Annotated in this window: 23 protein-coding genes, 1 tRNA gene and 1 pseudogene; 4 read left to right on the top strand and 21 right to left on the bottom strand. The window is 63.8% G+C overall.

Translation table 11 applies throughout. The features are described from left to right. Positions 1–7: 7 nt before the first annotated feature. Entirely contained in the window at positions 8–919 is a 912-nt protein-coding gene (locus LRS09_RS22875; RefSeq protein ID WP_257809280.1) for a choline kinase family protein, read from the bottom strand. An 18-nt stretch (positions 920–937) separates the two neighbouring features. Continuing rightward, positions 938–1,921, bottom strand: a complete 984-nt coding sequence (locus LRS09_RS22870) for a phosphotransferase family protein (protein ID WP_257809279.1) — start codon at positions 1,919–1,921, stop codon at positions 938–940. Positions 1,922–2,150: 229 nt separating this feature from the next. Between LRS09_RS22870 and LRS09_RS22865 the strand changes: the two genes are divergently transcribed. Next, positions 2,151–3,521, top strand: coding sequence for an amidase (locus LRS09_RS22865; protein WP_257809278.1), 1,371 nt, complete (start codon positions 2,151–2,153; stop codon positions 3,519–3,521). 4 nt (positions 3,522–3,525) lie between these two features. On the opposite strand, the gene LRS09_RS22860 is transcribed toward LRS09_RS22865, so the two are convergent. The 11 genes from LRS09_RS22860 to LRS09_RS22810 all read right to left on the bottom strand — a co-directional run bounded on the left by LRS09_RS22860 (position 3,526) and on the right by LRS09_RS22810 (position 14,169). After that, positions 3,526–4,467 (bottom strand): choline kinase family protein, encoded by a 942-nt coding sequence (locus LRS09_RS22860; protein WP_257809277.1) that lies wholly within the window; start codon positions 4,465–4,467, stop codon positions 3,526–3,528. Positions 4,468–4,477: 10 nt separating this feature from the next. Continuing rightward, on the bottom strand, positions 4,478–5,119 hold the full coding sequence (locus LRS09_RS22855) for a phosphotransferase family protein (protein ID WP_257809276.1): 642 nt from the start codon (positions 5,117–5,119) through the stop codon (positions 4,478–4,480). A 2-nt stretch (positions 5,120–5,121) separates the two neighbouring features. Beyond that, a complete protein-coding gene (locus tag LRS09_RS22850) occupies positions 5,122–5,427 on the bottom strand; it encodes a hypothetical protein (protein ID WP_257809275.1) in 306 nt (101 codons plus the stop codon). Positions 5,428–5,436: 9 nt separating this feature from the next. Next, positions 5,437–6,717 (bottom strand): Zn-dependent hydrolase, encoded by a 1,281-nt coding sequence (locus LRS09_RS22845; RefSeq protein ID WP_257809274.1) that lies wholly within the window; start codon positions 6,715–6,717, stop codon positions 5,437–5,439. After that, complete coding sequence (locus tag LRS09_RS22840; protein WP_257809273.1) at positions 6,710–7,471, bottom strand: DeoR/GlpR family DNA-binding transcription regulator; 762 nt, start codon at positions 7,469–7,471, stop codon at positions 6,710–6,712. The genes LRS09_RS22845 and LRS09_RS22840 overlap by 8 nt, the downstream gene beginning before the upstream one ends. A 135-nt stretch (positions 7,472–7,606) precedes the next feature. Next, positions 7,607–9,436: an ABC transporter ATP-binding protein gene (locus LRS09_RS22835; RefSeq protein WP_257809272.1), complete on the bottom strand. Its 1,830-nt coding sequence runs from the start codon at positions 9,434–9,436 to the stop codon at positions 7,607–7,609. Continuing rightward, on the bottom strand, positions 9,436–10,362 hold the full coding sequence (locus tag LRS09_RS22830) for an ABC transporter permease (RefSeq protein WP_257809271.1): 927 nt from the start codon (positions 10,360–10,362) through the stop codon (positions 9,436–9,438). Before LRS09_RS22830 ends, LRS09_RS22835 begins: the two co-directional genes overlap by 1 nt. After that, positions 10,362–11,342, bottom strand: a complete 981-nt coding sequence (locus LRS09_RS22825) for an ABC transporter permease (RefSeq protein ID WP_257809270.1) — start codon at positions 11,340–11,342, stop codon at positions 10,362–10,364. The genes LRS09_RS22830 and LRS09_RS22825 overlap by 1 nt, the downstream gene beginning before the upstream one ends. A gap of 119 nt (positions 11,343–11,461) precedes the next feature. Then, on the bottom strand, positions 11,462–13,045 hold the full coding sequence (locus LRS09_RS22820; protein WP_257809269.1) for an ABC transporter substrate-binding protein: 1,584 nt from the start codon (positions 13,043–13,045) through the stop codon (positions 11,462–11,464). 599 nt (positions 13,046–13,644) lie between these two features. Next, positions 13,645–13,719 (bottom strand) — tRNA-Thr (locus LRS09_RS22815). Positions 13,720–13,764: 45 nt separating this feature from the next. Beyond that, positions 13,765–14,169, bottom strand: coding sequence for a GFA family protein (locus LRS09_RS22810; RefSeq protein ID WP_257810291.1), 405 nt, complete (start codon positions 14,167–14,169; stop codon positions 13,765–13,767). Positions 14,170–14,256: 87 nt separating this feature from the next. Here LRS09_RS22810 and LRS09_RS22805 point away from each other — a divergent pair, with 87 nt between their 5' ends. Continuing rightward, positions 14,257–15,033, top strand: a complete 777-nt coding sequence (locus LRS09_RS22805) for an NAD kinase (RefSeq protein ID WP_257809268.1) — start codon at positions 14,257–14,259, stop codon at positions 15,031–15,033. 198 nt (positions 15,034–15,231) lie between these two features. Continuing rightward, positions 15,232–16,755: a DEAD/DEAH box helicase gene (locus LRS09_RS22800; protein ID WP_374684875.1), complete on the top strand. Its 1,524-nt coding sequence runs from the start codon at positions 15,232–15,234 to the stop codon at positions 16,753–16,755. Positions 16,756–16,916: 161 nt separating this feature from the next. Here the strand turns inward: LRS09_RS22800 and LRS09_RS22795 are convergent, their stop codons facing one another. Next, positions 16,917–17,276 (bottom strand): TfoX/Sxy family protein, encoded by a 360-nt coding sequence (locus LRS09_RS22795; RefSeq protein ID WP_374684874.1) that lies wholly within the window; start codon positions 17,274–17,276, stop codon positions 16,917–16,919. Between the two features lie 55 nt (positions 17,277–17,331). Between LRS09_RS22795 and LRS09_RS22790 the strand changes: the two genes are divergently transcribed. Beyond that, positions 17,332–17,829, top strand: a complete 498-nt coding sequence (locus tag LRS09_RS22790; RefSeq protein WP_257809267.1) for a GFA family protein — start codon at positions 17,332–17,334, stop codon at positions 17,827–17,829. A 45-nt stretch (positions 17,830–17,874) separates the two neighbouring features. Here LRS09_RS22790 and LRS09_RS22785 read toward each other — a convergent pair. The 7 genes and pseudogenes from LRS09_RS22785 to sufD form a co-directional block, all read right to left on the bottom strand. Continuing rightward, a pseudogene (locus LRS09_RS22785) lies at positions 17,875–18,136 on the bottom strand (DUF2171 domain-containing protein). Positions 18,137–18,203: 67 nt separating this feature from the next. Next, complete coding sequence (sufA, locus tag LRS09_RS22780; RefSeq protein WP_085465144.1) at positions 18,204–18,587, bottom strand: Fe-S cluster assembly scaffold SufA; 384 nt, start codon at positions 18,585–18,587, stop codon at positions 18,204–18,206. 122 nt (positions 18,588–18,709) lie between these two features. Beyond that, a complete protein-coding gene (locus tag LRS09_RS22775) occupies positions 18,710–19,408 on the bottom strand; it encodes a DUF930 domain-containing protein (RefSeq protein WP_257809266.1) in 699 nt (232 codons plus the stop codon). 154 nt (positions 19,409–19,562) lie between these two features. After that, entirely contained in the window at positions 19,563–20,213 is a 651-nt protein-coding gene (locus tag LRS09_RS22770) for a methyltransferase (RefSeq protein WP_257809265.1), read from the bottom strand. A 61-nt stretch (positions 20,214–20,274) separates the two neighbouring features. Beyond that, positions 20,275–20,640, bottom strand: coding sequence for an SUF system Fe-S cluster assembly protein (locus LRS09_RS22765; RefSeq protein ID WP_085465140.1), 366 nt, complete (start codon positions 20,638–20,640; stop codon positions 20,275–20,277). A gap of 4 nt (positions 20,641–20,644) precedes the next feature. Beyond that, positions 20,645–21,886 carry a cysteine desulfurase gene (locus tag LRS09_RS22760; protein WP_257809264.1) on the bottom strand — a complete coding sequence of 414 codons (1,242 nt, stop codon included), beginning with the start codon at positions 21,884–21,886 and terminating at the stop codon, positions 20,645–20,647. Next, a complete protein-coding gene (gene sufD, locus LRS09_RS22755; protein ID WP_257809263.1) occupies positions 21,887–23,152 on the bottom strand; it encodes a Fe-S cluster assembly protein SufD in 1,266 nt (421 codons plus the stop codon).

Raw genomic sequence — 23,152 nt, 5'->3', positions numbered from 1 at the left:
CCGTCTGCTACACCGAGGACAGTGCGATGTCCCATTCAGGCATCAGCATTGCCAGGCGCCCGCGGGCAAAGATGAGATCGGCATACTTGCCGAAATCGAACGGGATCGACGATGTCATGCTCTGATATGTCGCCCATAGGCCCCAGACGACACTCGCCACGCCGGTATAGAGATGCAGGCGCGCGGCAATGTCCTCGCGATAGTGCCCCTCATATATCTCGATCACCTCGCGACGGTTCTTGGGGTCATAGAAGAAGTTCTCCCAACTGAACATCGTGAGGTCCCAGTAGGGATCGTTGTTGGCAGCATATTCCCAGTCGATGATCTTCACGTCGAGACGATCGTCGAACATGTAGTTCGACACATAGCCGTCGTTGAAGCAGGCGACATAGTCGATTCCCGAGGCGCGCACGGCGCGCTCCGCCCGCTCGCGCTGCCACAGCATGTGTTCGAAGTCATGGGGAAACTCCGCGCCCATCGTGCGCAGCCGCGCCAGGTGCTGGTCCAGTTGCGCGAACCCATCCTTCGCGATCGCAAGCTGCTGGGTGGAATGCACCTGCTTGTAGGCGCGAATGATGTTCTCGCGAATTGTCGGGTGCTGCGTGTCGCGAACGCTGCAGCTCTTGAAGCCATGCAGGTATTCGTAGATCTCGATCCCGTCGACCGGATCGTAAAACAACAGTTGGGGCCCGACACCGGTCGAACCAACCTTGAGAGCGGCTTCGTGCGCCACCTTGCGATCGATGAAGCTCTCCGTGCCGGGCCCATGGATCTTCAGAAAGAAGACCTCGCCATTGTCCGCATGGGTCAGTCGCCAGTTTAGATTGGTGATCCCGGCGGCTATGCGCTCCACCCTGAGCGGCTGGCCCGCGAGGAAATCGACCTTGGCGATGGCAGCTTCGATGGCGATCGTGCTCATCTGGATCGTCTCCCTGCGCTAGATCTTGAGGAGAAGGTTCGGAACGTCGAAAATCTGCAGATGAAAGCCGAGGCGCACGAAGCGGTTGTTGCCATATTTGTAGTATTCCGGCCCGCCTCGCCTGCCGTCGAGCTCGGACAGCAGCGCCCAGCAGCCCCAGACGAAATCGTCGACCAGGCTGTAAAGCTTCATGCGCGCAAGGATGCGTTCGTCAGGCCGTCCGGCATACATCTCGACGAGTTCCATCCGCTCGCGATCCTCGCGGCACAGGTCGTGCATCAGACCGCCGAGATCGAAGAGCGGGTCGGCGTCGACCGCGCGGTCGAAATCGACAAGCAGAACCTCGCCGCGTTCATTCGCCAGGATGTTCGACACCGTGTTCTCGCCATGGATCGGCACACGGTCGCTGCCGGCGGCCCTGAATGCCACCTCGATATGCTCGATCCAGTCACACATGGCCGCGAAGGGGATGCTGCCCTTGAACGGAAGCGGATCGGCGGCCCCCTCCTCGATGTGCGGCTTCAGCTTTTCAGTAAAGATTCTCGCCAGATCGAAGACTGACAAGTCGACACCAAGCAATGGCTGGCTGTGCCAAAGCTTCTTTGCAGCCGCAATTGCCGCCTTGGTGTCCTTGCGCTGAGCCTCGCGCGCCAGGACCATATGCCAGTCCGGAACGGCTGGCGTAAGAAACAGGACGCGTTCGGCGACGTCGTGACCCAGGAGAGTTGGGCCAATTCCGATGGCGCCCGCTCTCCGCGCAGCCTCCGCGGCGCCCTCGAAAGTAAAGGGATCGAGCGCGCCGTCGCGAAAGGTCTTGGCGAAGGCGAGCGGCGTGCCGTCCGCACCGGCGACCAGACAGGAGACGGCGTCGAGCCCCATATGCATCGGCATCGCAATCGCCGGAATGGTCGTCGCGGACAGCACCGTCGCACCCGAAAACTGCGAGGTATTTGCCATGGCGCGCGCCAGCCGCGCCTCGGTGGATCCGAAATTATCTGCCACGACGTCCCCACGTGCGCTTATGTCGAAATCACGGCCTTTAAAGCTATTCCCGTCGGCTTTTTTGTTTGCGTTGTCCGCAAATTTCTCCCAAAATATCCAAGCTTGGTCAAGGACTTAAAGCAGAAAGCGAACGTAATTTCAGGCTGCAGTCGCAACGATTGCCGCACAAGCATTCAACTGCCTTGTCGCAACGGCAGACGTGCCCTGAAATTGAACATGGAGAGGTCGAATGAGCGCCTGGAAACTGTCTGCTGTCGAGTTGCTCGATGCCTACCGCAGCCGGACTCTTTCCCCCGTCGAAGCTATGCGCTCGACGCTTGAGCGAAACGAGGCCGTCAATCCCCTTATCAACGCGCTCTTCGAGGTCAGGGGCGAGGCCGCGATGGACCAGGCACGAGCATCCGAAGCGCGCTGGTCCAAAGGCGAGCCGGCCGGGCCACTCGATGGAATACCGGTCACGATCAAGGACAGCGTCGCGGCCGAGGGCTGGAAATACTGGCGCGGCACCAAGGCGCGCATCGGGACGGTGTCGGATCACGACGCGCCGCCGACCGCGCGGCTGAAGGATGCCGGTGCGATCATCTTCGGCAAGTCGACGATGCCCGATTTCGGGCTTCTGGCCTCGGGTGTCAGCTCGGCCCATGGAGTCACCCGTAATCCTTGGGACAGATCGAAAAACACCGGCGGCTCCTCCAGCGGTGCGGCGGCCGCAGTGGCAGCCGGGGTAGGTTCGCTCACGATCGGCTCGGATCTCGGCGGCTCGATCCGTCTGCCCGCGGCACAATGCGGACTGTTCGGCCACAAGCCAACGACCGGTCTGGTGCCGCACACGCCGGTCAGCAGCCTGCGCGTCGCCGGCCCCCTCACCCGCACCGTTGCCGATGCCGCACTGCTGCTTTCGGTAGTCAGCCGGCCGGATGTTCGCACCAGCGAGCCCGGCGGCCCGACGACATCGTCGGTGTCACCGCTTTCGCCCGAGGGCTTGCGGCTCGGTCTGCTTCTCGACATGGGCTACGGCCCGAAGGTCGAGGATGAGGTGGCGCAGATCGTCGAAGACGCGGCCCGGCTCATCGCCGCGCAAGGTGCATCGCTCTCAAACATCGCGCCCCCGATCGACTTCGACGTTTCGAGAGATTTCGACCGCCTCTTCTCCGTTCGCGCGGCGATGGAACGCGACGAACTGGCGCCGGAGAAACGCGTGGAGACGATCGATTTCATCGGCCGCTATTGCGATTTCGGCGATGCGGTTTCGGCCAAGGACTACCTGCAATCCGCCACCAACATGGAGAAGGCGAAGGCGCAATATGCGGCCGGACTGTCGGCTTACGACTTCGTGCTGGCTCCGGTCTTGCCGATGGCCGGCTTTGACGCCGATGTGACGGGTCCGAACCTTGACCGGCCTACGGTGCACGTCAATTTCACGGCGATGGTGAACCAGGTCGGCTGGCCTGCGGCGTCGATTTGCTGCGGCTTTACCCGGAGCGGACTGCCGGTCGGCCTGCAGATCATCGCTGCGAAGGGGCGTGACGAGGCGATCCTTGGCCTGGCCGCATATTTCGAGACGCTGCGCGGCTTCGACTACCGGTTCCCGGATATATGAGCGGTCAGACAGCGCGCAGGTAATCGACCCAGCGCGGATCGTGCATCACCGATCTCGCGCGCATGTGCTTCCAGGCGCCGTATTTGTAGAAATCGAAATCGAGCGAGGAGACGACGCGCTGCACCATTGCCCAGGTCGACCATTTTATGTCGGCCAGCGCACGATGGACGATCAGGCGGGCCTTCATCTGCGGGCTGACCGAGCCAAAATATTCTTCAAGCACCTCGTTTTCGATCGCATCGGTAAAGAACATCTCGCCGCACCAGATACCGAGATCGTAGCAGCGGTCGTTGTTGGACGCATATTCGTAGTCGATGAGCATGATCGACCGGTCGTCGGCGATCAGAAAATTGCCCGGCATGGGATCGTTGAAGCAGGGCACGAGATCGATGCCGGATGCCTCAAGTGCCGCACGCGCCAGCCTGTATTGTTTATGCAACCAGGCAAAATCGGCCGGAAAGGCACCGCCCAGTTCCCGTACCTGCTCAACATGCTCGTCGATCATGTCGAAAATTGTCTTGGTCAGATCGAGATGGCCGGAATTGTTGAAGATGCGGTAGAGGCCGACCGCAGCCGCTCGTGCGTCACGCTCCAGGAAGTCGCGATTGGTGCACGGCCGGCGGCCTTCGATGAAGTCGGCAATCTCGATATCCCGATCTTCGAGATGATCGTATGTCGTGGGGCCGATGCCCAGCTTCTCCGCGCGTTTGCTGGCCTGTGCGGCGGCCTTGCGATCGATGAACATCTCGGTGCCGTGGCCTGGCATCTTGACGAAGTAACTGCGCGAGGAATCGCCTACCCAGATACGCCAGTTCGAGTTGCTGATGCCTCCGTGCACCGGAGCGTAGCGCAGGTCATCACCTTTCCAAGCAGCAACTTGTGCAAGCGCAGTTTCGATCTCGCGCTCGGCCGCGGTTTCGGCTTCGCCCAGACGTTTCGTCACCATCCGATCCGCCTCACAGTGTCCGCAGCTTAAGTTCGAGATCCGGATGCAGCAGCGCCTGACGGCAGCGCAGCAGGCGCCAGTTCGCGTATTTCAGAAATTCCACTCCGCCGCGTGTCGACGTCGCGTCCATCGTCAGCGCCCATATTGCCCAGGTGAGGTCGTCGGCGATGCCATAGAGCCGGCAACGGGAGAGCGTCTGCGGCCGAAACGAGCCTTCGAATTGCTCGAGCGCGGGTGCCATCTCGTCATCGAAGGCAAAGGCCTCGTTCAGCAGGCAGCCAATCTCGTAGAACGGGTCGGTGTTGCGCGCCTCGTCGAAGTCCACGAGCATCACAGCGCCATCCGGGCCAAGCATGATGTTCGAGGCAAGACCGTCGCCATGGCTTGGCCGCACATCGATGCCCGCCGCATCGATCGCCTGCTCGATATCAGCGACGGCATCGAGCATCCACCACAGGTCGTCCGGTCCCTCGACGCCGGCCTGGCGCCTGGCATCATCGAATGTGCGCAGGCGATCGAATATGCTCCATGTCGCGATCATGGCAGGTCCGGCATGGATCCGCGCCTTGAGTTCCAGGACCCGCGTCATCACGTCGAGGTCGCGCAGGTCGTCCATACAGCCGGTGCGCCACCCTTCGCCGAGATGGTCCATGATCATCGTCCAAGAGCAGGATCCGCAGCGACGATCCGTGGGCCGCAGCCGAGATCGGCCGCCGAACGCGCCGCGGCGAGAACCTGGTCGAGCGCGACGAAGGTCGCGTGCTCCGGATGGATGATCTTCACCAGGTGCTCCGGCCTGGCGCCATCGACGGAGAGCAGGAAGCGTTCGCTGTCGACTCCACGATGCGATGGCGACACAAGGCCGGGTGCAGCGGGGCGCAGATCCAGCATTCGTCCCCGCCATGCCTCGACTTGGGCAAAGACCGGTTCGAGCTGCTGCTTTGCCGGGACGGCGTTCATGCCTGTCCCTCAGACTTCAAGCACGTTGCCATCGACGCAGAAGCGCCACAGCATTGCCGTCAGAACCTCGACACCGAAGACCCGGTCCTCCGGCGTGGTGAACTCGTTCGGATGGTGGATGACCCCGCCGACACTTGGCACATTGATGACAATGGCCTTGGTGACGGCCGCCATGCTGATCGAGTCGTGCCCGCCGATCGAGTCCAGCCATGCTGTCTCCTCGCCAAAAGCGGCCGCGACCTCCTCGGCGAGCTTGTACAGTCCGGCGTCGAGCGCGCCGGCCTTGCGGCGATCGATCTGACGAATCTCCGCCTGTATCCCGGCCCGCCCGGCCGCGGTCGCGATGCGCGCTTTCAGCTTCTCCTCGGCCGCTTCAAGTATCTGCGGATCGGCCGAGCGCAGTTCGATCGAGAGCACCGCCTCCGCCGGGACCACGTTGGGTGAATTCGGATAGACTTCCAGCCGGCCAACAGATGTGTGCAGCTCGACGCCGGCCTCGTCGGCAATCGCCCGAATGTCGGCGATGAGGTAAGCCGCGCCCAGCAACGCGTCGCGGCGCTCCGCCATGGGAGTCGGCCCGGTATGGGCCTGACGCCCGACGAAGGCGACGCGATATTTGGTGGCCCCCCAGTACCGGTCGATGGCGGCAAATCGCTTTCCCGATTTCTCAAGAGTTGGGCCGCCCTCGATATGCAGTTCGATCAGCGCATCGGGAATGACCTTGCCATAGCTGCCGTCATAGCCGATCGCCCTTAGGGCCTCGGCAACGCTGACGCCATTGCCATCCTTACGGCTCAACGCGAATTCGAGCGTGTGTTCGCCCGAATTGACGCCGCTGCCCAACAAGCTGGGCTGGAAGCGCGCGCCTTCCTCGTTGGTCCAGTTGACGATGATGAAGTTTGCCTTCGGCCGAACCCCGGTCTCCGCCACAGCCTTCTGGATCGCCTCCACCGCACTGCAGGCAGCGATCACGCCATAGGCGCCGTCGAAGCGACCGCCGTTCGGCTGACTGTCGATGTGGGAGCCGGTCATGATCGCAGGCGCATCGGGCCCTGCCCAATCGAGGAAGCCATACATGTTGCCGATTGCGTCGACCTCGACGCGAAGGCCAGCCTTTCGCATCCACTCGGCAAGCCAGTCGCGCGCCTGTCCATCTTCCTTCGACAGCGTCAGGCGGGTCATCGCGCCGTCCGGCCCGCCACCGAAGGCCGACACCTCCTGCATAAGCCTGTTATGCGCTTCGCCATCCACCACGGGACGAGCAGCGGTTTTCCGCACGGATTCAAGCATAATGCACCTTCACGTTGGCCTTATCGAGTTTGGCGGCGAAGTCGGGTCGGACCGGCGCATCGGTGACCAGCACGTCGACATCGGCGAGGTCGTAGGTTCGGATCGAACCCTGCCGTCCGAACTTGCTGCTGTCCGCCAGCATGACGCACTGGCGCGAATGCTTGCGCAGCTGGCGCCGCAGGTGGGCTTCATCGGCGCCGAGGTCCATGAAGCCGAGTTCGTAGTCGACCGCGACGATGCTGACGAAGGCGATGTCGAAGAGATGGTTCGCCACGAAAAGCAGTGGGTCGGACCCCATGAACGCCCTGTAACGCGGCGACACCTGACCGCCGACCGCCGTGACGTTCCGCGCCCCGAAGCCGCAGAGCAGTTCCACGATATCGAGCGAGTTGGTGTAGACGGCAATGTCGGGCCAGTCCTTCAAATGACGGGCGAATGCCAGCGTCGTCGTGCCGGCATCGACGAATATCTTGATGTCACGCCGCAGAAGCTTGGCAGCCTCGGCACCGATCCGGGCCTTTTCCCGCCCGTTGACGCGCATCCGGTCGGCGATCGGCTCGTCACCGTCGCGCGTCGGCTTCACCGCACCGCCGTAGACGCAGCGCGCCTCGCCGGCGAGTTCGAGTTGCTTCAAGTCGCGCCGAACCGTTTCCTTGCTCACATGGAAGTGGGTCGCCAGATCGCTTACATGCACACGGCCATGCCGGTCCAGCAGCGCGCGCATATGGTCTAGACGTTCCTCCGCCTCGATCATGCCAACACTCCAATCCCGGCTATGATTACCCCCCGAAGCGCCGTCCTTGCGCCCTCCAGATGCACAGTCGAGTCTCCGTCTTCCGGTCGATGGCCGACGTATACAGGCATGGTCGCGACAACGGCAGGCATGGGCTCAAGCGGCTGCTCTTGCCTTGGCGGGATAGCTGGGCACGAGAAAGCACGCGGCCAGTCCGGCCTTGCCGTCGGCCGTCAATTGCGGGCTCTCGGCCTGGCAGCGTTCGAACGCCTTTGGGCACCGGCTGGCAAAGCTGCAGCCCGGCGGCAGGTCGATCGGGCTTGGCGGCTCGCCCTCAAGCAGGCAGTCCTCGGGCTTGTAGCGGCGCTCCTCCAGCGTCGGGATCGCGCTCAGGAGCGCCTTCGTGTAGGGATGACCCGGGTCGAAGAACAGCTTGGTGTTGTCGGCTATCTCGACCACCTCGCCGAGATACATGACCGCAACGCGGTTGCAGACCCGGCGCACCATGGCCATGTCGTGAGAGATGAAGATGTAGGTAAGGCCGTGTCTGGCCTGCAGCTCGGAAAACAGCTTGAGCAGCTTGAACTGCTCCGTCTGATCGAGAGCCGAAAGGGTTTCGTCCATGACGAGGACCTTCGGTTCCAGCACCATCGCGCGGGCGACATTGACGCGCTGGCGCTGGCCGGCGCTCAGACCCAGCGGCAACTCATCGTAAAGCGAGGCCGGCAGGCCGACTTCGGCCATGACGCTCAACACCCTTTCGCGCCGCTTCTTCGCATCGCGCATCCCATGCACCTTCAGCGGCCCTTCGATGATCGCGCCGATCGCGGTGCGCGGCGGCAGCGAGTTGAACGGGTCCTGGAGGACAAGCTGGAAGTTGCGGCGGAACTTCAGCATCTCGGCACGCCCGAGGCGCCCGATATCCTGCCCGTCGCAGATCACCTTGCCGCTGTCCGGCGACTCCAGCCGGCTGAGCAGGCGCATCAGCGTGGACTTTCCGCATCCGGATTCGCCGACGATGCCGAAGCTCTCGCCCGGGAATACGTCGAAGGTGACGTTACGCACCGCGCGCACGTCGCTGTAGCTGGCAAAGGTGCCGCGCTTGCGCACGCGGTAGGTCCGTGTCGCGTCCTGAATACTGATCACGGGATCGCCGTTTCGCGGCGTACTCTCGACCCTGGGCGCCTTGTCCGTCCAGATCTGCGGTATCTCGGAAATCAGCTGCGCCGTGTAGCGATGCTGCGGCGCCGCCGCGAGCTGCTTCGGCTCCTGATGCTCGACGATGCGTCCGTCGGCCAGGACCAGGATCTGGTCCGCGGATTCGCTGAGGATCGGCAGCGACGAAGACACGAAGACGACCGCCGTGTCGAAGCGCTCGGTCAGTTCGCGCATCAGGCGCATAACCTGCGCGGCGACCGTCACGTCCAGGGGCTGTGTGACATTGTCGGCGACCAGGAAGGCAGGGTTGGTGGCAAGCGCATCGACGATCAGCGCGCGTTGCATCATGCCGCCGCTGAACTGCGACGGATATTCATGGAAACGCTGCCCGGGCGAGGGAATGCGCACTGCACCAAGCAGGTCGATGACGCGTTGCCGCGCCTCGGCAACGCCAAGCTCGGGCACGGTTGCGCGGATTTTCTCGACGATCTGCGCCCCGACCGGCAGCGTCGGATCCAGGGCGCCCATCGGGTTGGCGCCAACATAGGCTATCTCTCTTCGCAGCGCGCGCATGCGCCCCGCTGGCAGTTCAAGGATGTTCTGGTTGCGGAAGGTCACCGAACCGGAGGTGATGGCTAGAGGCGGGTCGATCCAGTTGACCAGCGCCTTCGACAGAACGGTCTTGCCTGAGCCGCTGGCGCCGATGATGCCGACGATCTGACGCGGCGCGAGATCGAAACTCACGTCGGAGATGACCGAGCGGCTACCGTCTTCGGTTCGCAGCTGAACACCAAGATCGCGGACGGACAGTACGGGAGTGGCATTCATCAGACGCCTCCGTAGACGCGATTTCGGGCACGCTCCAGCGAAGCACCCATAAGGTTCACGCTGGTCAGCGTCAGGCACAGGAAGACGCCGGGCATGGTGGCGATCCACCACGCGTTGAGCAGGTATTTTCGCCCGTCGGCGATGATGTTGCCGAATGTCGGCGTGGGGGGCTGCACACCGAGCCCGATGAAGCCAAGGATGGACTCGAAGATCATCATGCGCGCCACGTCGAGCACCGAGATGAAGATGACCGGCGGCAGGATGAGCGGCGCAAGAAGCAGTGCCATGATGCGGAAATCGGAGGCGCCGCTGACCTGTGCGGCCCGCACATATTCCTGCTTGCGCTCGGTCAGCACCACGCTGCGGGTGACGCGGGCATAGACGGGCCAACTCGACAGGCCGAGCACCAGGATGATCGCCGGAATGGTCGGCCGCGACACGCCGAGCACGGTGATGGCAAGGATGATCATCGGGATCGACAGCTGGGCGTCGGTGATGCGCATCAGGACCAGATCGATCTTGCCGCCGTAGTAGCCGGCGACAATGCCGATCGAGCAGCCGACCGCAAGCATCAGCACAACGGTCGAGAAGCCTATCAGCAGCGAGTAGCGCAGGCCGACGAGACTGCGCACCAGCATGTCGCGGCCGATCTGATCGGTGCCCAACGGGGCGGCCCAGTTCCATTTGTCTCCAGCGAACCAGGGCGCCTGAAGCCGGCCGGCGACGTTCATCTTGGTCGGATCGATGCCCGAAAGCGTCGGATAGAAGAGTGCGGCGGCAACCAGGATGACAAACAGGACGAGGCCGATGCGGAACTCGATCGAGGCGAAGGCAGCGCGCCAAATGCGGCGCGACACGGACGTGGCCCGGCCCTGTGCGGCCTGGCTGGGCGCGGCAATCGGGATTTCAGTCTCTGCAACGCTCATCAGTATTCCAGTCTCGGATCGATCATGGTGGCGAGGAGATCGACCACGATATTGATGATGACGAAGATGGCGCTGGTCACGATCGCGATCCCCTGGATGAGCGGAAAGTCGCGCTGCATGACGGCGTTGACCGTGAGCAGGCCAAGGCCGGGATAGTCGAAAATGAACTCGACGATCAGCACGCCGCCGAGCAGGCCGCTGATCTGGATGCCCAGCAGATTGAGCAGCGGCACGGAGGCATTCCGAAGGGCGTGGCCGTAGATGATGCGCTGGCGCCCCAGCCCTCTCACGCGGCCGACCGAAATGAAGGGGCTCTGCATGACTGCGGCTAGCGATCCGGTCAGGTTGCGGATGAGCACCGGGGCCAGTTCGACCGCCAACACGAGCGCGGGCAGGATCGTATAGGCGAAGCCCTGATAGCCGATCGCCGGGAGCCAGCCGAGCTTCACCGAGAACAGCAGCGCCAGCACGATGCCCAGCCAGAAATTGGGCAGCGAGATGAAGATCGACGAGATGTAGAACGCGACGCGGTCGGGCCATCGGTTGGGCGCCAGTCCCCCCGGTATCCCGACCAGCAGTGAAAACACCAGCGCGAAGAACACGGACAGCGCCGCCAGTTGCAGCGTCATCGGCAGGGTGTCGCCGATCAGCGTCAATACCTCGGCACGGTCGCTTCGCGAGGCATCGGCAAAGCCCGAGCCGCCCGTTGCCGCGCCGCTTGCCGGTCGGACGAAGGACTGGCCGAGATCGCCCTGGATCACGTTGCCCATGTAGCGGCCGAACTGCACGAGGATCGGATCGCGCAGGCCCATCTCGGTGGCGATCTGCTCAATCAGCGCCTCGGGCGCCATGCCGCCGGCCATCATGCGCACCGGATCGCCCGGGACCACGCGCAACAGCGTGAAGATGAGCAGCGTCACCAGGAAGATGATCAACGCGCCCTGGAGCAGACGTCGAACGAGGAAACTCAGGATGAACATGCCATTTCCTTCCGCGTCGGTAGCGGCGCCAGAAGCGGCGCCGCAGCCTTACAGGCGGACGGGCAAGGTGATGCCCTGCCCAGTCGGGGCCGGATTCAAACGAACCCGGCCGATTAAGGTCAGGCGAAGACGCCCTTTGACGCGTCCATCGATCCGTCGGGATAGATGAACATGCCTGTCAGCGACTTATCCATCGCGTGGATCATCACCGAGGTGAACAGGGACAGCGCCGGCACCTTCGAGGCGAGCAACGGCATCGTCTCGGTCTGCAGGATCGCCTTGCGCTCCTCCAGCGTCGGCGCACTGCGCTCCTTGTCGAGCGAGGCGTCGATCTCGGCATCGACGACGCCGGTGATACGCTTCGACGAAGAGTGGAAATGTGTGCGCAGGACAAGGTCCGGCTCCGGCGAACCGGTCGACCAGCCGCAATCGACCATATGGCCGGGACCACCGCCCGGACGATCGTAGAGGCGCTCGTTCCACGCAGCCACCTCCAGGACGGAGAGCGTCACGGGGAAGCCCTGCTCCTGCAACATGGCGGTGAGCACCTCGCCATATTCCTTCGTCTTCGGATAGAAGCCGGTCGAGGTGATGTATTCGAGTTCCGGCAGCCCCTCGCCCTTCGGGAAACCGGCCTCCGCCAGGAGCGCCTGGCACTTTTCAGGATCGTATTTCGGGTAGTTCTCCAGGTCGACATAGGCGAACTTCACTGGCGACACGTAGTTGTTCGACGGATAGCCGGCATCGCCAAGGACGGCGAGGATCTGCTCGCGATCGATGGCATGGCAAGCGGCCATGCGAACCAGCGGGTTGTCGAAGGGCGGCTTGGAGCAGCGGAACCAGAGATACTTGTTCTCGACAGACACAACGCTGCTGATCGCGATCTTCTCATTCGCCTGGACGGTCGCCACCTGCTCCGGCTCGAGGCGCTCGACGATGGTCGCCTGACCGTTCATGAGCGACAGCATGCGGGTCGTGGAGTCGCCGACGAAGTTGAAGTTGATGCCCGGGATCTTCGGCGCACCGAGGAAATAGTCCGGATTGGCCTCCATGACGGTGCTGTTGCCCTTTTGGCCGACGAACTTGAACGGGCCCGTGCCGTTGAGGCGCTGCGACAGCGGGCCGGTCGGGCCGCCAGCGACGTCGTTCGCGGAAAGGATCGGAAGGTAGGCGGCAAGGAACATGAAGAGGTGCGCCGGATAGCCACCCTTTGAGGTGTCCACAATCACCGTGTAGTCGTCGGGCGTTGTGATCGTCAGCGTCTCGGTCGGGCCAGGATACCACTGCGCCGGACGATCAGGACGCGAACCGTATTCGAACGTCGCCTTGACGTCCTCGGCCTTGAACGGCTTGCCGTCGTGGAACTTGATGCCCTCACGCAGCTTGATCTCGAGCGTGTTCGGATCGATGAGCTTCAGGCTGGTCGCAAGTTCGTAGATCACTTCGTCGGGGTTCTCGACCCGCATCGGCGTGCGCGTGAGATAGCCCATCACAAATCCCTGGATGTTGCCCTGCGACAACGTCGTGTGGGCGGTCGTGTCCCAGTTGCCGGTGATGTTCTCGGCAGACAGGAAGACCAGGGTCTTTCCTTCTTGCGCCGCTGCTGGCGACACGAAGAAGTTGGGATTGATTGACATCAGCCCGGCGCCGGCGCCGAGCGCCGCCGCCCCTTTCAGGAAATCGCGTCTCGATGCTTCGCTCATGCTGTTCCCCATTGTTTTTAATGGCCATGCGGCTCACGCGGATGAGGAGCTTAATGAGAAGCACAATGTTGACAATCCCAAATCCGCAAGGGAAAGGCACGTTGGGCCGTCTTACCTTCGGACTGGCAGATAATTCTGCCCAGGAAATGACCTCTATGGTCTCCACGCAAAGCCTGAAGAACGCGTCTTAGAACGAAAACCCAAGATATCTGCGCTATTTCGGCCTTCTGCACCACATTTAGGCACAAATCTTTTCTCTTCACGTTTTCGTGATAATGACGTGCGCCGAGATCGTTTCTGGCGAATTCACAACCCGGCGCTGTAGTTTTGAAAACCAACAAACCACATCTTGCGACGCTGATCGCCACATCCGTGCGGCCCGCTTGCCGCATGGTTCACTTGCGCCTTCGGCGCTTGGCCCGATGGCGCTTCGATCTGTGCCGAACGTGAGAGAATGGTGGACTTTTCGACATCGCCCACCAGCGCGCTACACGCGTGCAGGTTTGCTTGAGGGCTGCGTAAGCCCTTTCGAAGCCAGTTCGACGGCAGGCAAAATTCACCAGCGAACAGTCAACGACCTGTTTTCATTGCTGGACTTCTGGTGCCCCCGGCAGGGATTGAACCCGCGACCTTCGGTTTACAAAACCGCTGCTCTACCGCTGAGCTACAAGGGCACGCGGCTGCGTTAGCAAATTTTCTCGCGGGAGAAAACCACGAAGTCACTCCGTCTCGAACGCCTCCGCACAATCGATGTCGGGCAGCCAGAGCAGCGCCGAGCGATGCCAGAACTGGCGTAGCGGCGTCAGCTCTCGCCGCTGGCGGATCGTGCCCGCCCTGATGCCGAAGATGCGCGGCCCCTCGCCTGTCGAGGTCGCGTAGAGCGGCGCGCCGCAGTCGCGGCAGAAGGTCTGGATTCGCGCCCGCCCGCTCTCGGCCGTCTTCACATATTGCGCCGGCTCGCCGCGCAGGAGGCGGAAATCCTGCTCGCGGGCGGGAGCCGTAATCCGGAAGGCCGTGCCAGAGAGAACCTGGCAGTCGGTGCAATGACAGATCCGCACCCGCGCCGGGTCGATGTCGGCCTCGTAGGCGATCGCGCCGCAATGGCATGAACCGTCGATCTTCATCCCGTCCTCCTTCGGCGCGATCCGCCCCGCCTCGCTTTGCATGGATGATCTCGCATGCTACGCGAAAATCGAGGAGCCTGCCGCCGCATGTCCACACCACAACTCGACAGCTTCGCCTTCGTTGCCGCCGACACGCCGGGCGCGAAGGAATCGGCCGCGCGGCTCGCCGCACTCTACGGCCAGACCGATTTGAGCGAGGCGACGGTCGTCGTGGCGCTGGGCGGCGACGGCTTCATGCTGCAGACGCTGCGTGACACGATGAACTCCGGCAAGCGCGTCTACGGCATGAACCGCGGCACGGTCGGCTTCCTGATGAACGAATATGCCGAGGACAACCTGCGCGAACGCGTGGCCGCCGCCATCGCCGAGACGATCCGTCCGCTTGAGATGCAGGCGGTGGAGGAGAACGGCGAGACCCGCACAGCGCTCGCGATCAACGAGGTCTCGCTCTTCCGCCAGTCCTACCAGGCGGCGAAGCTGCGAATCCTCGTCGACGGGCGCGAGCAGCTGGAGGATCTGGTCTGCGACGGCGTGATGGTGGCCACGCCCGCCGGCTCAACCGCCTACAACCTGTCGGCCCACGGACCCATCCTGCCGCTCGACGCTCCCCTGCTCGCGCTCACTCCCGTCAGCCCGTTCCGGCCGCGTCGCTGGCGCGGCGCGCTACTTCCCAACAGGTCGGTGGTGCGCTTCGAGATTCTCGAGATCGACAAGCGGCCGGTCAACGCGGTGGCGGACAATGTCGAGGTCAAGTCGGTCGCAAGCGTCACCGTGCGCGAGGCGCCCGACACGACGGCGACGATCCTGTTCGACGCCAGCCATTCATGGGACGATCGCATCCTGGCGGAGCAGTTTCGCTACTGAGAAGAGCTGCCGTTAGGGTAAATCGCCGAAAATTCCGCCATATGCTTGAATCGGAACGTCGAAGCCGCCGATTCTGTTGACATTTGCTGCGTCGCAACGTAACCGCATTGCTGATCCAAGGACGGCGGGCATCCCGCAAGTCCGGCCCGCGAGCAGCCAAGAGGCCCTCGCCACCCGAAGCCGAAGACAACCGACACCGTGTCATCAGACAACCAGACCGCGCAAGAAGCGCTTACCTTTGCAGACCTCGGTCTCTCGCCAAAGGTCCTCTCCGCCGTCACCGACGCCGGATATACCAAGCCGACGCCGATCCAGGCCGGCGCCATTCCCCACGCCCTCCAGGGCAAGGACATCCTCGGCATTGCCCAGACCGGCACCGGCAAGACCGCCGCCTTCGTGCTGCCGATGATCACCCGGCTTGAAAAGGGCCGCGCTCGCGCTCGCATGCCGCGCACGCTGATCCTCGAACCGACGCGCGAACTCGCCGCGCAGGTCGAGGAAAACTTCGTCAAATACGGCAAGAACCACAAGCTCAACATCGCGTTGCTGATCGGCGGCGTCTCATTCGACGAGCAGGAGAAGAAGCTGGAGCGCGGCGCCGACGTGCTGATCGCGACGCCAGGACGCCTGCTCGACCATCGCGAGCGTGGCAAGCTGCTTCTGACCGGCGTGGAAATCCTCGTCATCGACGAGGCCGACCGCATGCTGGACATGGGCTTCATCCCGGACATCGAGAAGATCTGCGAGATGATCCCGTTCACACGGCAGACGCTGTTCTTCTCGGCCACGATGCCGCCCGAGATCACCAAGCTGACGGAAAAATTCCTGCAGGCGCCGGTGCGCGTCGAGGTCGCGAAGGCCGCCACGACCGCCGCGACCGTGACTCAGCGCCTGGTGAAGTCCGGCAGCAAGGCCTGGGACAAGCGGGAGACGCTGCGCCGGATCATCCGCGAGGAAGAGCCGGAGATCAAGAACGCGATCATCTTCTGCAATCGCAAGGTCGACGTCGCCGAGCTCTACCGCTCGCTGACGCGCCACGAGTTCGACGCCGGCGCACTGCATGGCGACATGGACCAGCGGGCCCGCATGGCGATGCTCGCCGCCTTCCGCGAAGGCAAGCTGAAGCTGCTCGTCGCCTCCGACGTCGCCGCGCGCGGCCTCGACATCCCCGACGTCAGCCACGTCTTCAACTACGACATCCCGATCCACTCGGAAGACTATGTCCACCGTATCGGCCGCACCGGCCGCGCCGGGCGCTCGGGCAAGGCGTTCACCATCGTCACCAAGTCCGACCAGAAATATCTCGACGCGATCGAGAAGCTGACCGGCCAGAAGCTCGAATGGCACGACGGCGACCTGTCGACCGTCGTGGCATCCGCGGAAGACGATTCGCCCCGTCGCTCGCGCGGCGGCAAGCCGGAACGGGCGAGCCGTTCGCGCACGGGCGACAAGCGCGAGCGCGGCCGCAGCGGCAAGCTGCCGAGCGAGCCGGCGCGGATGGAGAAATACGTTCCGGACGAAGCGATGGAGACGGCGCCCGTCGCCGAGATGCCGGGCGCAGCGATGCCGGCACCCCGCGCCGAGAGATCCGAGCCGGCCCCCAGGCCGCGCGAGGAGCACAAGCCGCAGCCGGCCCGCAACGACAACCGCCCTCGCCGGGAGGAGGAACACCGGCCCCGCAGGAGAGGATCGCCCCCGTCGCCGCGACGACGATCTCGATGACGGCACGATCGGCTTCGGCGACGACATGCCGGCCTTCATGAAGGTGTCGGCGAAGGTCTAAAGCATGTCTCCCGAAAGTGGGAACCGGTTTCGGGACAAAGACATGCGTGGAATCAAGAACCTAAAGCGCAAGGAGCGAATCTGAAAGATCGCGACGCGCTTTAGGCCTTCGCCGCGGCACGTCGTGCCGCCTCGATCGCCTTGCGCGCCCAGCCTGTCATCTCGTCCGGATCATCCATGGCGCTGTCGGGAGCGGTCCAGTAGGGCATCGCCACCGTCTTGCCGTGCCGCGTGCCGACATATTGCCAGCGCTGCATCCCGGCCGCCTCGTAATCGCCCGCCACCTCCTCGTCGCCTTTGAGCATCAGCTTGTCGCGCAGCACGACGGCGAAGATGATGCCGTCGCGATAGATGCCCAGTCCGCCGAACATGCGTCGGAACGTGATCGGCTCGACGCCTTCGAAGAGATCGCGCAGATGGTCCTGGTCCATCGGCTGATGATGGCCGAGTCCGCTTGCCATGTCACGGACAGCCGCTACTTCTGTCGGGGAGAGTTAGGCTGAAAGGAGCGCAGCGATGCCGGTGATGTTGAAGGGCTCGTGCAGATGCGGGGCCGTCTCGTTCGAGGTCGACAGCCACACGCCGGTTCCCTACCAGCGCTGCTACTGCTCGATCTGCCGCAAGCAGCAGGGCGGCGGAGGATATGCGATCAATCTCGGCGCGTTGTCGCGGACGCTGAAGGTCAAGGGCGCTCGCCGTCTCGGCCTCTACAGGGCCGAGATCCATGACGACGAGCATCCGCATTGTGAGATCTCGACCGGCGAGCGTCGTTTCTGTCGCGCTTGCGGCTCCGCGCTCTGGCTCTATGACCCCACGTGGCCGGACCTGGTGCATCCCTTCGCCTCGGCCATCGACAGCGAACTGCCGGTGCCGAAATCGAGCGTCCACCTGATGCTCAAATACAAGGCGAGCTGGGTCGAGCCGGACATCCGCAAGGGCGACCTGAGCTTCGAACTCTATCCTGAGGAATCGATCGCAGACTGGCACCGGCGGAACGGAGAATGGATCGATTGAGGCCGGAAACGGCGGGCTGTCCGCGCCCGTATTCTCGTAAAGGCCTCAGGTGGCAGGGCCGCCGCCCGCCTCCTCTTCGAAGGTGACCGCGACGTCGGAATTGGCCGACAGCCGCACCTTGCCGTCCTCGATCTCGGCGACGAGCGCCAGCGGGACATAGTGATGATGGCCTTTATGAGAGCCCATGCCGCTGTCGGCTTTCGTCAGCTTGATGCGGTTTCCCTCGACATGATCGACGGTGCCGACATGTGCCCCCGTCGGCGCCGATGACCTCGGCATGTTCTCTGATGCTGCTGATGTCTGCCATGGCCGTCTCCTTCATTGTCGACAGCAACGTCTCCGCGCGCGATTGGATGCGCGCGGCCGAAAATCGATCAGGCCGCGTTGGCGCGGGCTTCGGCGAGCGCCTTGAGGTCGGCGGGCTTGAGCTCCACCGATTCGCCGCAGCCGCAGGCCGAGCTCTGGTTCGGATTGCGGAAGGTGAAGCCGGTGCGCAGCGTCGTCACCTCGAAGTCCATCTCCGTGCCGAGCAGATAAAGTGCTGCCTCCGGCGCGACCCAGACATCGGCGCCTGCGCGCTCAATATGGTCGTCCTTGGCGTTGGGCTCGGTCACGAGGTCGACCGTATATTCCATGCCCGCGCAGCCGCCTTTCTTGACCCCGACGCGCACACCCCTGGCGTTGTCGCGCGACGAGACGATCTCCTTGACCCGCTCCGCCGCAGCGTCGGTCATGGTCATGATTGCAAAACGGCCCATTCCAAAGTCTCCACTCTCGGCAGGTTCAAGGCCTGCGGAATGATCAATCTATAGCCTAAGATGGTGAACATTCCCACCCGGTGCAACAGCGAACGAGCCCGAAACCGCTTGGGGCGCAGCCTCTAGTCGTCGTCCTGCACCTGTTCCGGGAGACTATATGCCTCCCATTCCGATCGAGGTATCGGATCACCCGCCGAATAAGCGAAGGAGACGACTTTGTCGTCCCGGACATCGCACTCGAAGCGAAGTCGATACCAGTCGCTTCCGCTGAAGAACGCGGCACCATCGGCGATGATCGAACCGCCGCGGATCTTCAGGCCTTTCGTGGCATAGGCGACCACCGCTTCGGGAAGGAGTTCTTTCTTCCACGCATGCACCTGTTCCATCGCCTCGATGCCGCACAGCTGCACCGCGCGTTCCTCGACTGCCAGCGATCGCAATTCGCGTCTCGCGGCGCCACTGCGAGGATCCGCCAGAACACTTTGCGACAGCATTCTTTCGGCCCGCACCATCGGCGGTGCCTGGGAGCCCGCGCGAGGCGCCTGCGGCGGGACGTCGGGAATTGCCGCTTCGAGGTTCCGGCCGGGCAGACCCGTAGCATCTGCTCTGTCAGGCGTCGAAGGGCGCGCCGGCGCTTCCTCTGGCAGTGTCCGTCGCGGCGGAGCGACGATCTCGACCGAGACGGACGGTTCAGTGTCCGGAGGAGCCTGCGGCCGGGGCGCGACGAAGACCAGCGGGGCGATGGCCACCAGGTGCAGCGCCACGGACGCGACGGGGCTGCGCCAGCCGTCCTGGCTCTCTGGCAGGACCGCCGCCCGCATCGGTCAAAGACGAATCAGCGCGTCGCGCCGACATGCACCACACGGCACCGAGGAAAGGTGCGAGAGAGCCAACGGGCAATTGAGGCGTGATCGACTGTCCTGCTTCATCCCGCCAGATCGGATACCGACAACGGCCGAATTGTGGCATGTGCCGCTATCCGTCGCGCGAAGCCCCCTCGCCCGCCTCGAGGCGCCCAAAAGCATAGACGACCCCCGGCGCGATCGATGACACGCCGTCGCCGAAATCGCCGACCGGATAGCGGGCAAGTTCGCGCAGGCGTTGCAGCGGCAGATGGGGCCGGCCTGGATCGCCGACCAGGATACGCGCCCCTGCATCGAGGCAGCGGCCGAGGAAGCCCGTTGCGCGTGCGCCCAATGCCGCGTCGTAGAACGTGTCGCCGGCCAGCACGACGTCGATGTCGGGAAGTGCAGCATCGACAAGATCGTCCCCGATAATATCTAGGGCCACACCATTCGCATCCGCGTTGAGCGATATGGCCGCAGCACCGAGCGGGTCGATTTCCGCCGCAATCACCTGGCGCGCGCCCGCCTTCGCCGCAGCGATCGCTACAAGGCCGGAACCGGAGCCGAAATCCAGCACGCGTTCGCCGCGGACAAGGTCGGGATGGTCCAGAAGATGGCGCGCGATCGCCAGGCCGCCGCCCCAGCAGAACGCCCAGTAAGGAGACGGGGAGACCTCTCCGAGCAACCGCGATAAGCCGCTCGACGGGGTCGCGAGATGAAGCCGGATGTCGGGTCGCGAGGGCACCGCGGTCAGCGGCAGGTTCGCGCGAATGAAATGCAAGGGATCGGGCCTAGCGGACCTCATCGGCATAGGGACGGCACAGTCTCGGCCCGGCGCCGTCTCAGTACCAGCCCACTGCGACCTGTGCCTCTTCGGACATGCGGTCCGGCGTCCACGGCGGGTCGAACACCATCTTGACGTCGACGCCCGACACACCTTCGACGGCGCCGACGGCGTTTTCGACCCAGCCCGGCATCTCACCGGCCACCGGACAGCCGGGTGCTGTCAGCGTCATGTCTATCTTCACCGAACGGTCGTCCTCGATGTCGATCTTGTAGACCAGGCCGAGCTCGTAGATGTCGGCCGGGATCTCGGGATCGTAGACGGTCTTCAGCGCCGAGACGATGTCGTCCGTGAGCCGCGCCAGCTCCTCCGCCGGTATGGCCGAGGCGGCCGTGATCTCGTCTGCTGCCACTGTCTCGTTCATGGCTTCACCCGAAGAATTTCCGCGCCTTTTCCAGCGCCTCCGCCAAGGCGTCGACCTCGGCACGCGTATTATACATGCCGAACGACGCTCTGCACGTGGAGGTGACGCCGAACCGTTTCAAGAGCGGCTGCGCGCAATGTGTGCCCGCGCGCACTGCCACGCCAGAGCGGTCGATCACCATCGACACGTCGTGCGCATGGATGCCCTGCAGCTCGAAGGACACGATTGCCCCCTTGCCCGGCGCATTGCCGAAGATGCGCAGTGAATTGATGCGCGACAGGCGCTCGTGGGCGTAGGTCTTCAGGTCCGCCTCGTGCGCGGCGATGCGGTCGCGTCCCACACCCTGCATATAGTCGAGCGCAACGCCCAGCCCGATCGCCTGGACGATCGGCGGCGTGCCGGCCTCGAAGCGGTGCGGCGGGTCGTTGTAGGTGACCATGTCCTCGGTCACGTCGAAGATCATCTCGCCGCCGCCCTGGAAGGGCCGCATCGCCTCCAGCCGCTCTTTCCTGCCGTAGAGCACGCCGATGCCGGAGGGGCCGTAGAGCTTGTGCCCGGTCATGACGAACCAGTCGCAGCCGAGATCCTGCACGTCGATGGGCATATGGACGGCCGACTGGCTGCCGTCGACCAGCACCGGGATGCCGCGCTCATGCGCGATCCGGACGATTTCCTTGATCGGTGTGACGGTGCCAAGAGCGTTCGACATCTGCGTGATGGCAACGAGCTTCGTCCGCGCCGTCAGGCACTTTTCGAAATCCTCGATATGGAACACGCCCTCGTCGTCCACCGGCGCCCAGACCAGCTTGGCGCCCTGCCGCTCGCGGATGAAATGCCACGGCACGATGTTGGAGTGGTGCTCCATGATCGAGACGACGATCTCGTCGCCTTCGCCGATGTTCGGCATGCCCCAGCCATAGGCGACGGTGTTGATCGCCTCGGTCGTGTTCTTGGTGAAGACGATATTATCCGTCGACGGCGCGTTCAGGAAGCGCCGAACCGTCTCGCGCGCCTTCTCGTAGGCGTCGGTCGCCGCATTCGAAAGGAAATGCAGGCCGCGGTGGACGTTGGCATATTCCTGCGAATAGGCGTGCTGGATGGCGTCGAGCACCACCTGGGGCTTCTGCGCCGAGGCGCCGTTATCGAGATAGACAAGCGGCTTGCCGTAGACTTCGCGCGACAGGATCGGAAAGTCGCGGCGGATCGCCTCGACGTCATAGGGTCCGGGCGTGACGATCTGGTCCATCTAGACGTGCGCGGCGAACCACGCGTCGAGCAGGCCTTCCAGCACCTCGACGGTCGGCTCGTCCTCCAGTTCCTCGATGATCTCGGCGACGAAGGCCTTCACCAGCAGTCCCCGCGCCGTCTTCTCTTCGATGCCGCGCGCCATCAGGTAGAACAGGTGGTTGCGGTCGATCTCGGTGACGGTGGCGCCATGGCCGCAGGCGACGTCGTCGGCGAAGATCTCCAGCTCCGGCTTGGTCGAGAACTCGGCCTCGTCCGACAGAAGCAGCGTGTTGCAGGCCATGCGCGCATCGGTCTTCTGCGCTTGCTTCGCCACGCGGATCTGGCCCTGGAACACGCCCTTGGCAGTGCCGTTGGCGACATTGCGCACGATCTCTGTCGAGGTGGTGTTCTCGGCCAGGTGGTCGAGCATCATCGTCACGTCGCAATGCGTGTCGCCGGTCAACAGGTTGATGCCGCGCAGCTGGAAGTCGCTGCCCTCGCCCGGCATGCGCACGCGCACCTCCTGGCGGACGAGTTTCGAGCCGGCGTTCATGATGAACAATGTCAGCTTCGCGCCTTCCGCCAGTTCGGCATTGAACTGGCCGAAATGCGTGGCGCCTTCCGGGTGGTCCTGAACGATGATCCAGATGAGTTCCGCATCCTTGGCCAGCGTCAGATGGCTGATGGAGCTCACCAGCGCGTCGCCCTCGCCCGTCTGGCGCTCGACGATCGTCGCCTTGGCGCCCTCGCCCACGCGCACCGGGAAGCGGCTGTGCGTCTGGCCGCCGGCCTGCACGTTCTGGATCTCGATCGGACCGGGAACCTCCGCGCCAGCCGCGATGTCGATGAACCAGCCGTCGGCGACGAATGCGGTGTTCAGCGAGCCGACCGCGTCAGCGTCCTCCTGCGCGCCGAGCGCCGGAGCGAACGAGCCGTCGAGCAACTTGTCGACGAGCCTCGACACGGAGACGCCTTCGGCCTTCGCGGCCGCGCCGGCGACGCCGTTGAGCACCGGCAACACGGTGGAGCCGGCAAGCAGTGCAGGCCTGGCGCGCGCGGCGAGCGTCGGATCGTAGCCCGGAACGGTCGTCAGCAGGCGGCGTAGGTCGGTGTAGTGCCAGGCCTCGATGCGGCGCGTCGGCAGGCCCGCCTTCAGCGCCTCGACAGCGTCGTCGCGCTTGACCGCGACCGCGGCATCGCCCGGCAGGTCCGAGAGACGCTCGCCGAAGGCGTCGACCAGCGCCGTCTCGGCCGCCGTCAGCTTCGGGGTGGAATGGATGTTCAT

Origin of the sequence: Mesorhizobium sp. J428 (assembly GCF_024699925.1) — a bacterium.
Taxonomy (GTDB): domain Bacteria; phylum Pseudomonadota; class Alphaproteobacteria; order Rhizobiales; family Rhizobiaceae; genus Mesorhizobium_A.
This window is presented reverse-complemented; position numbering and strand designations above follow the sequence as displayed.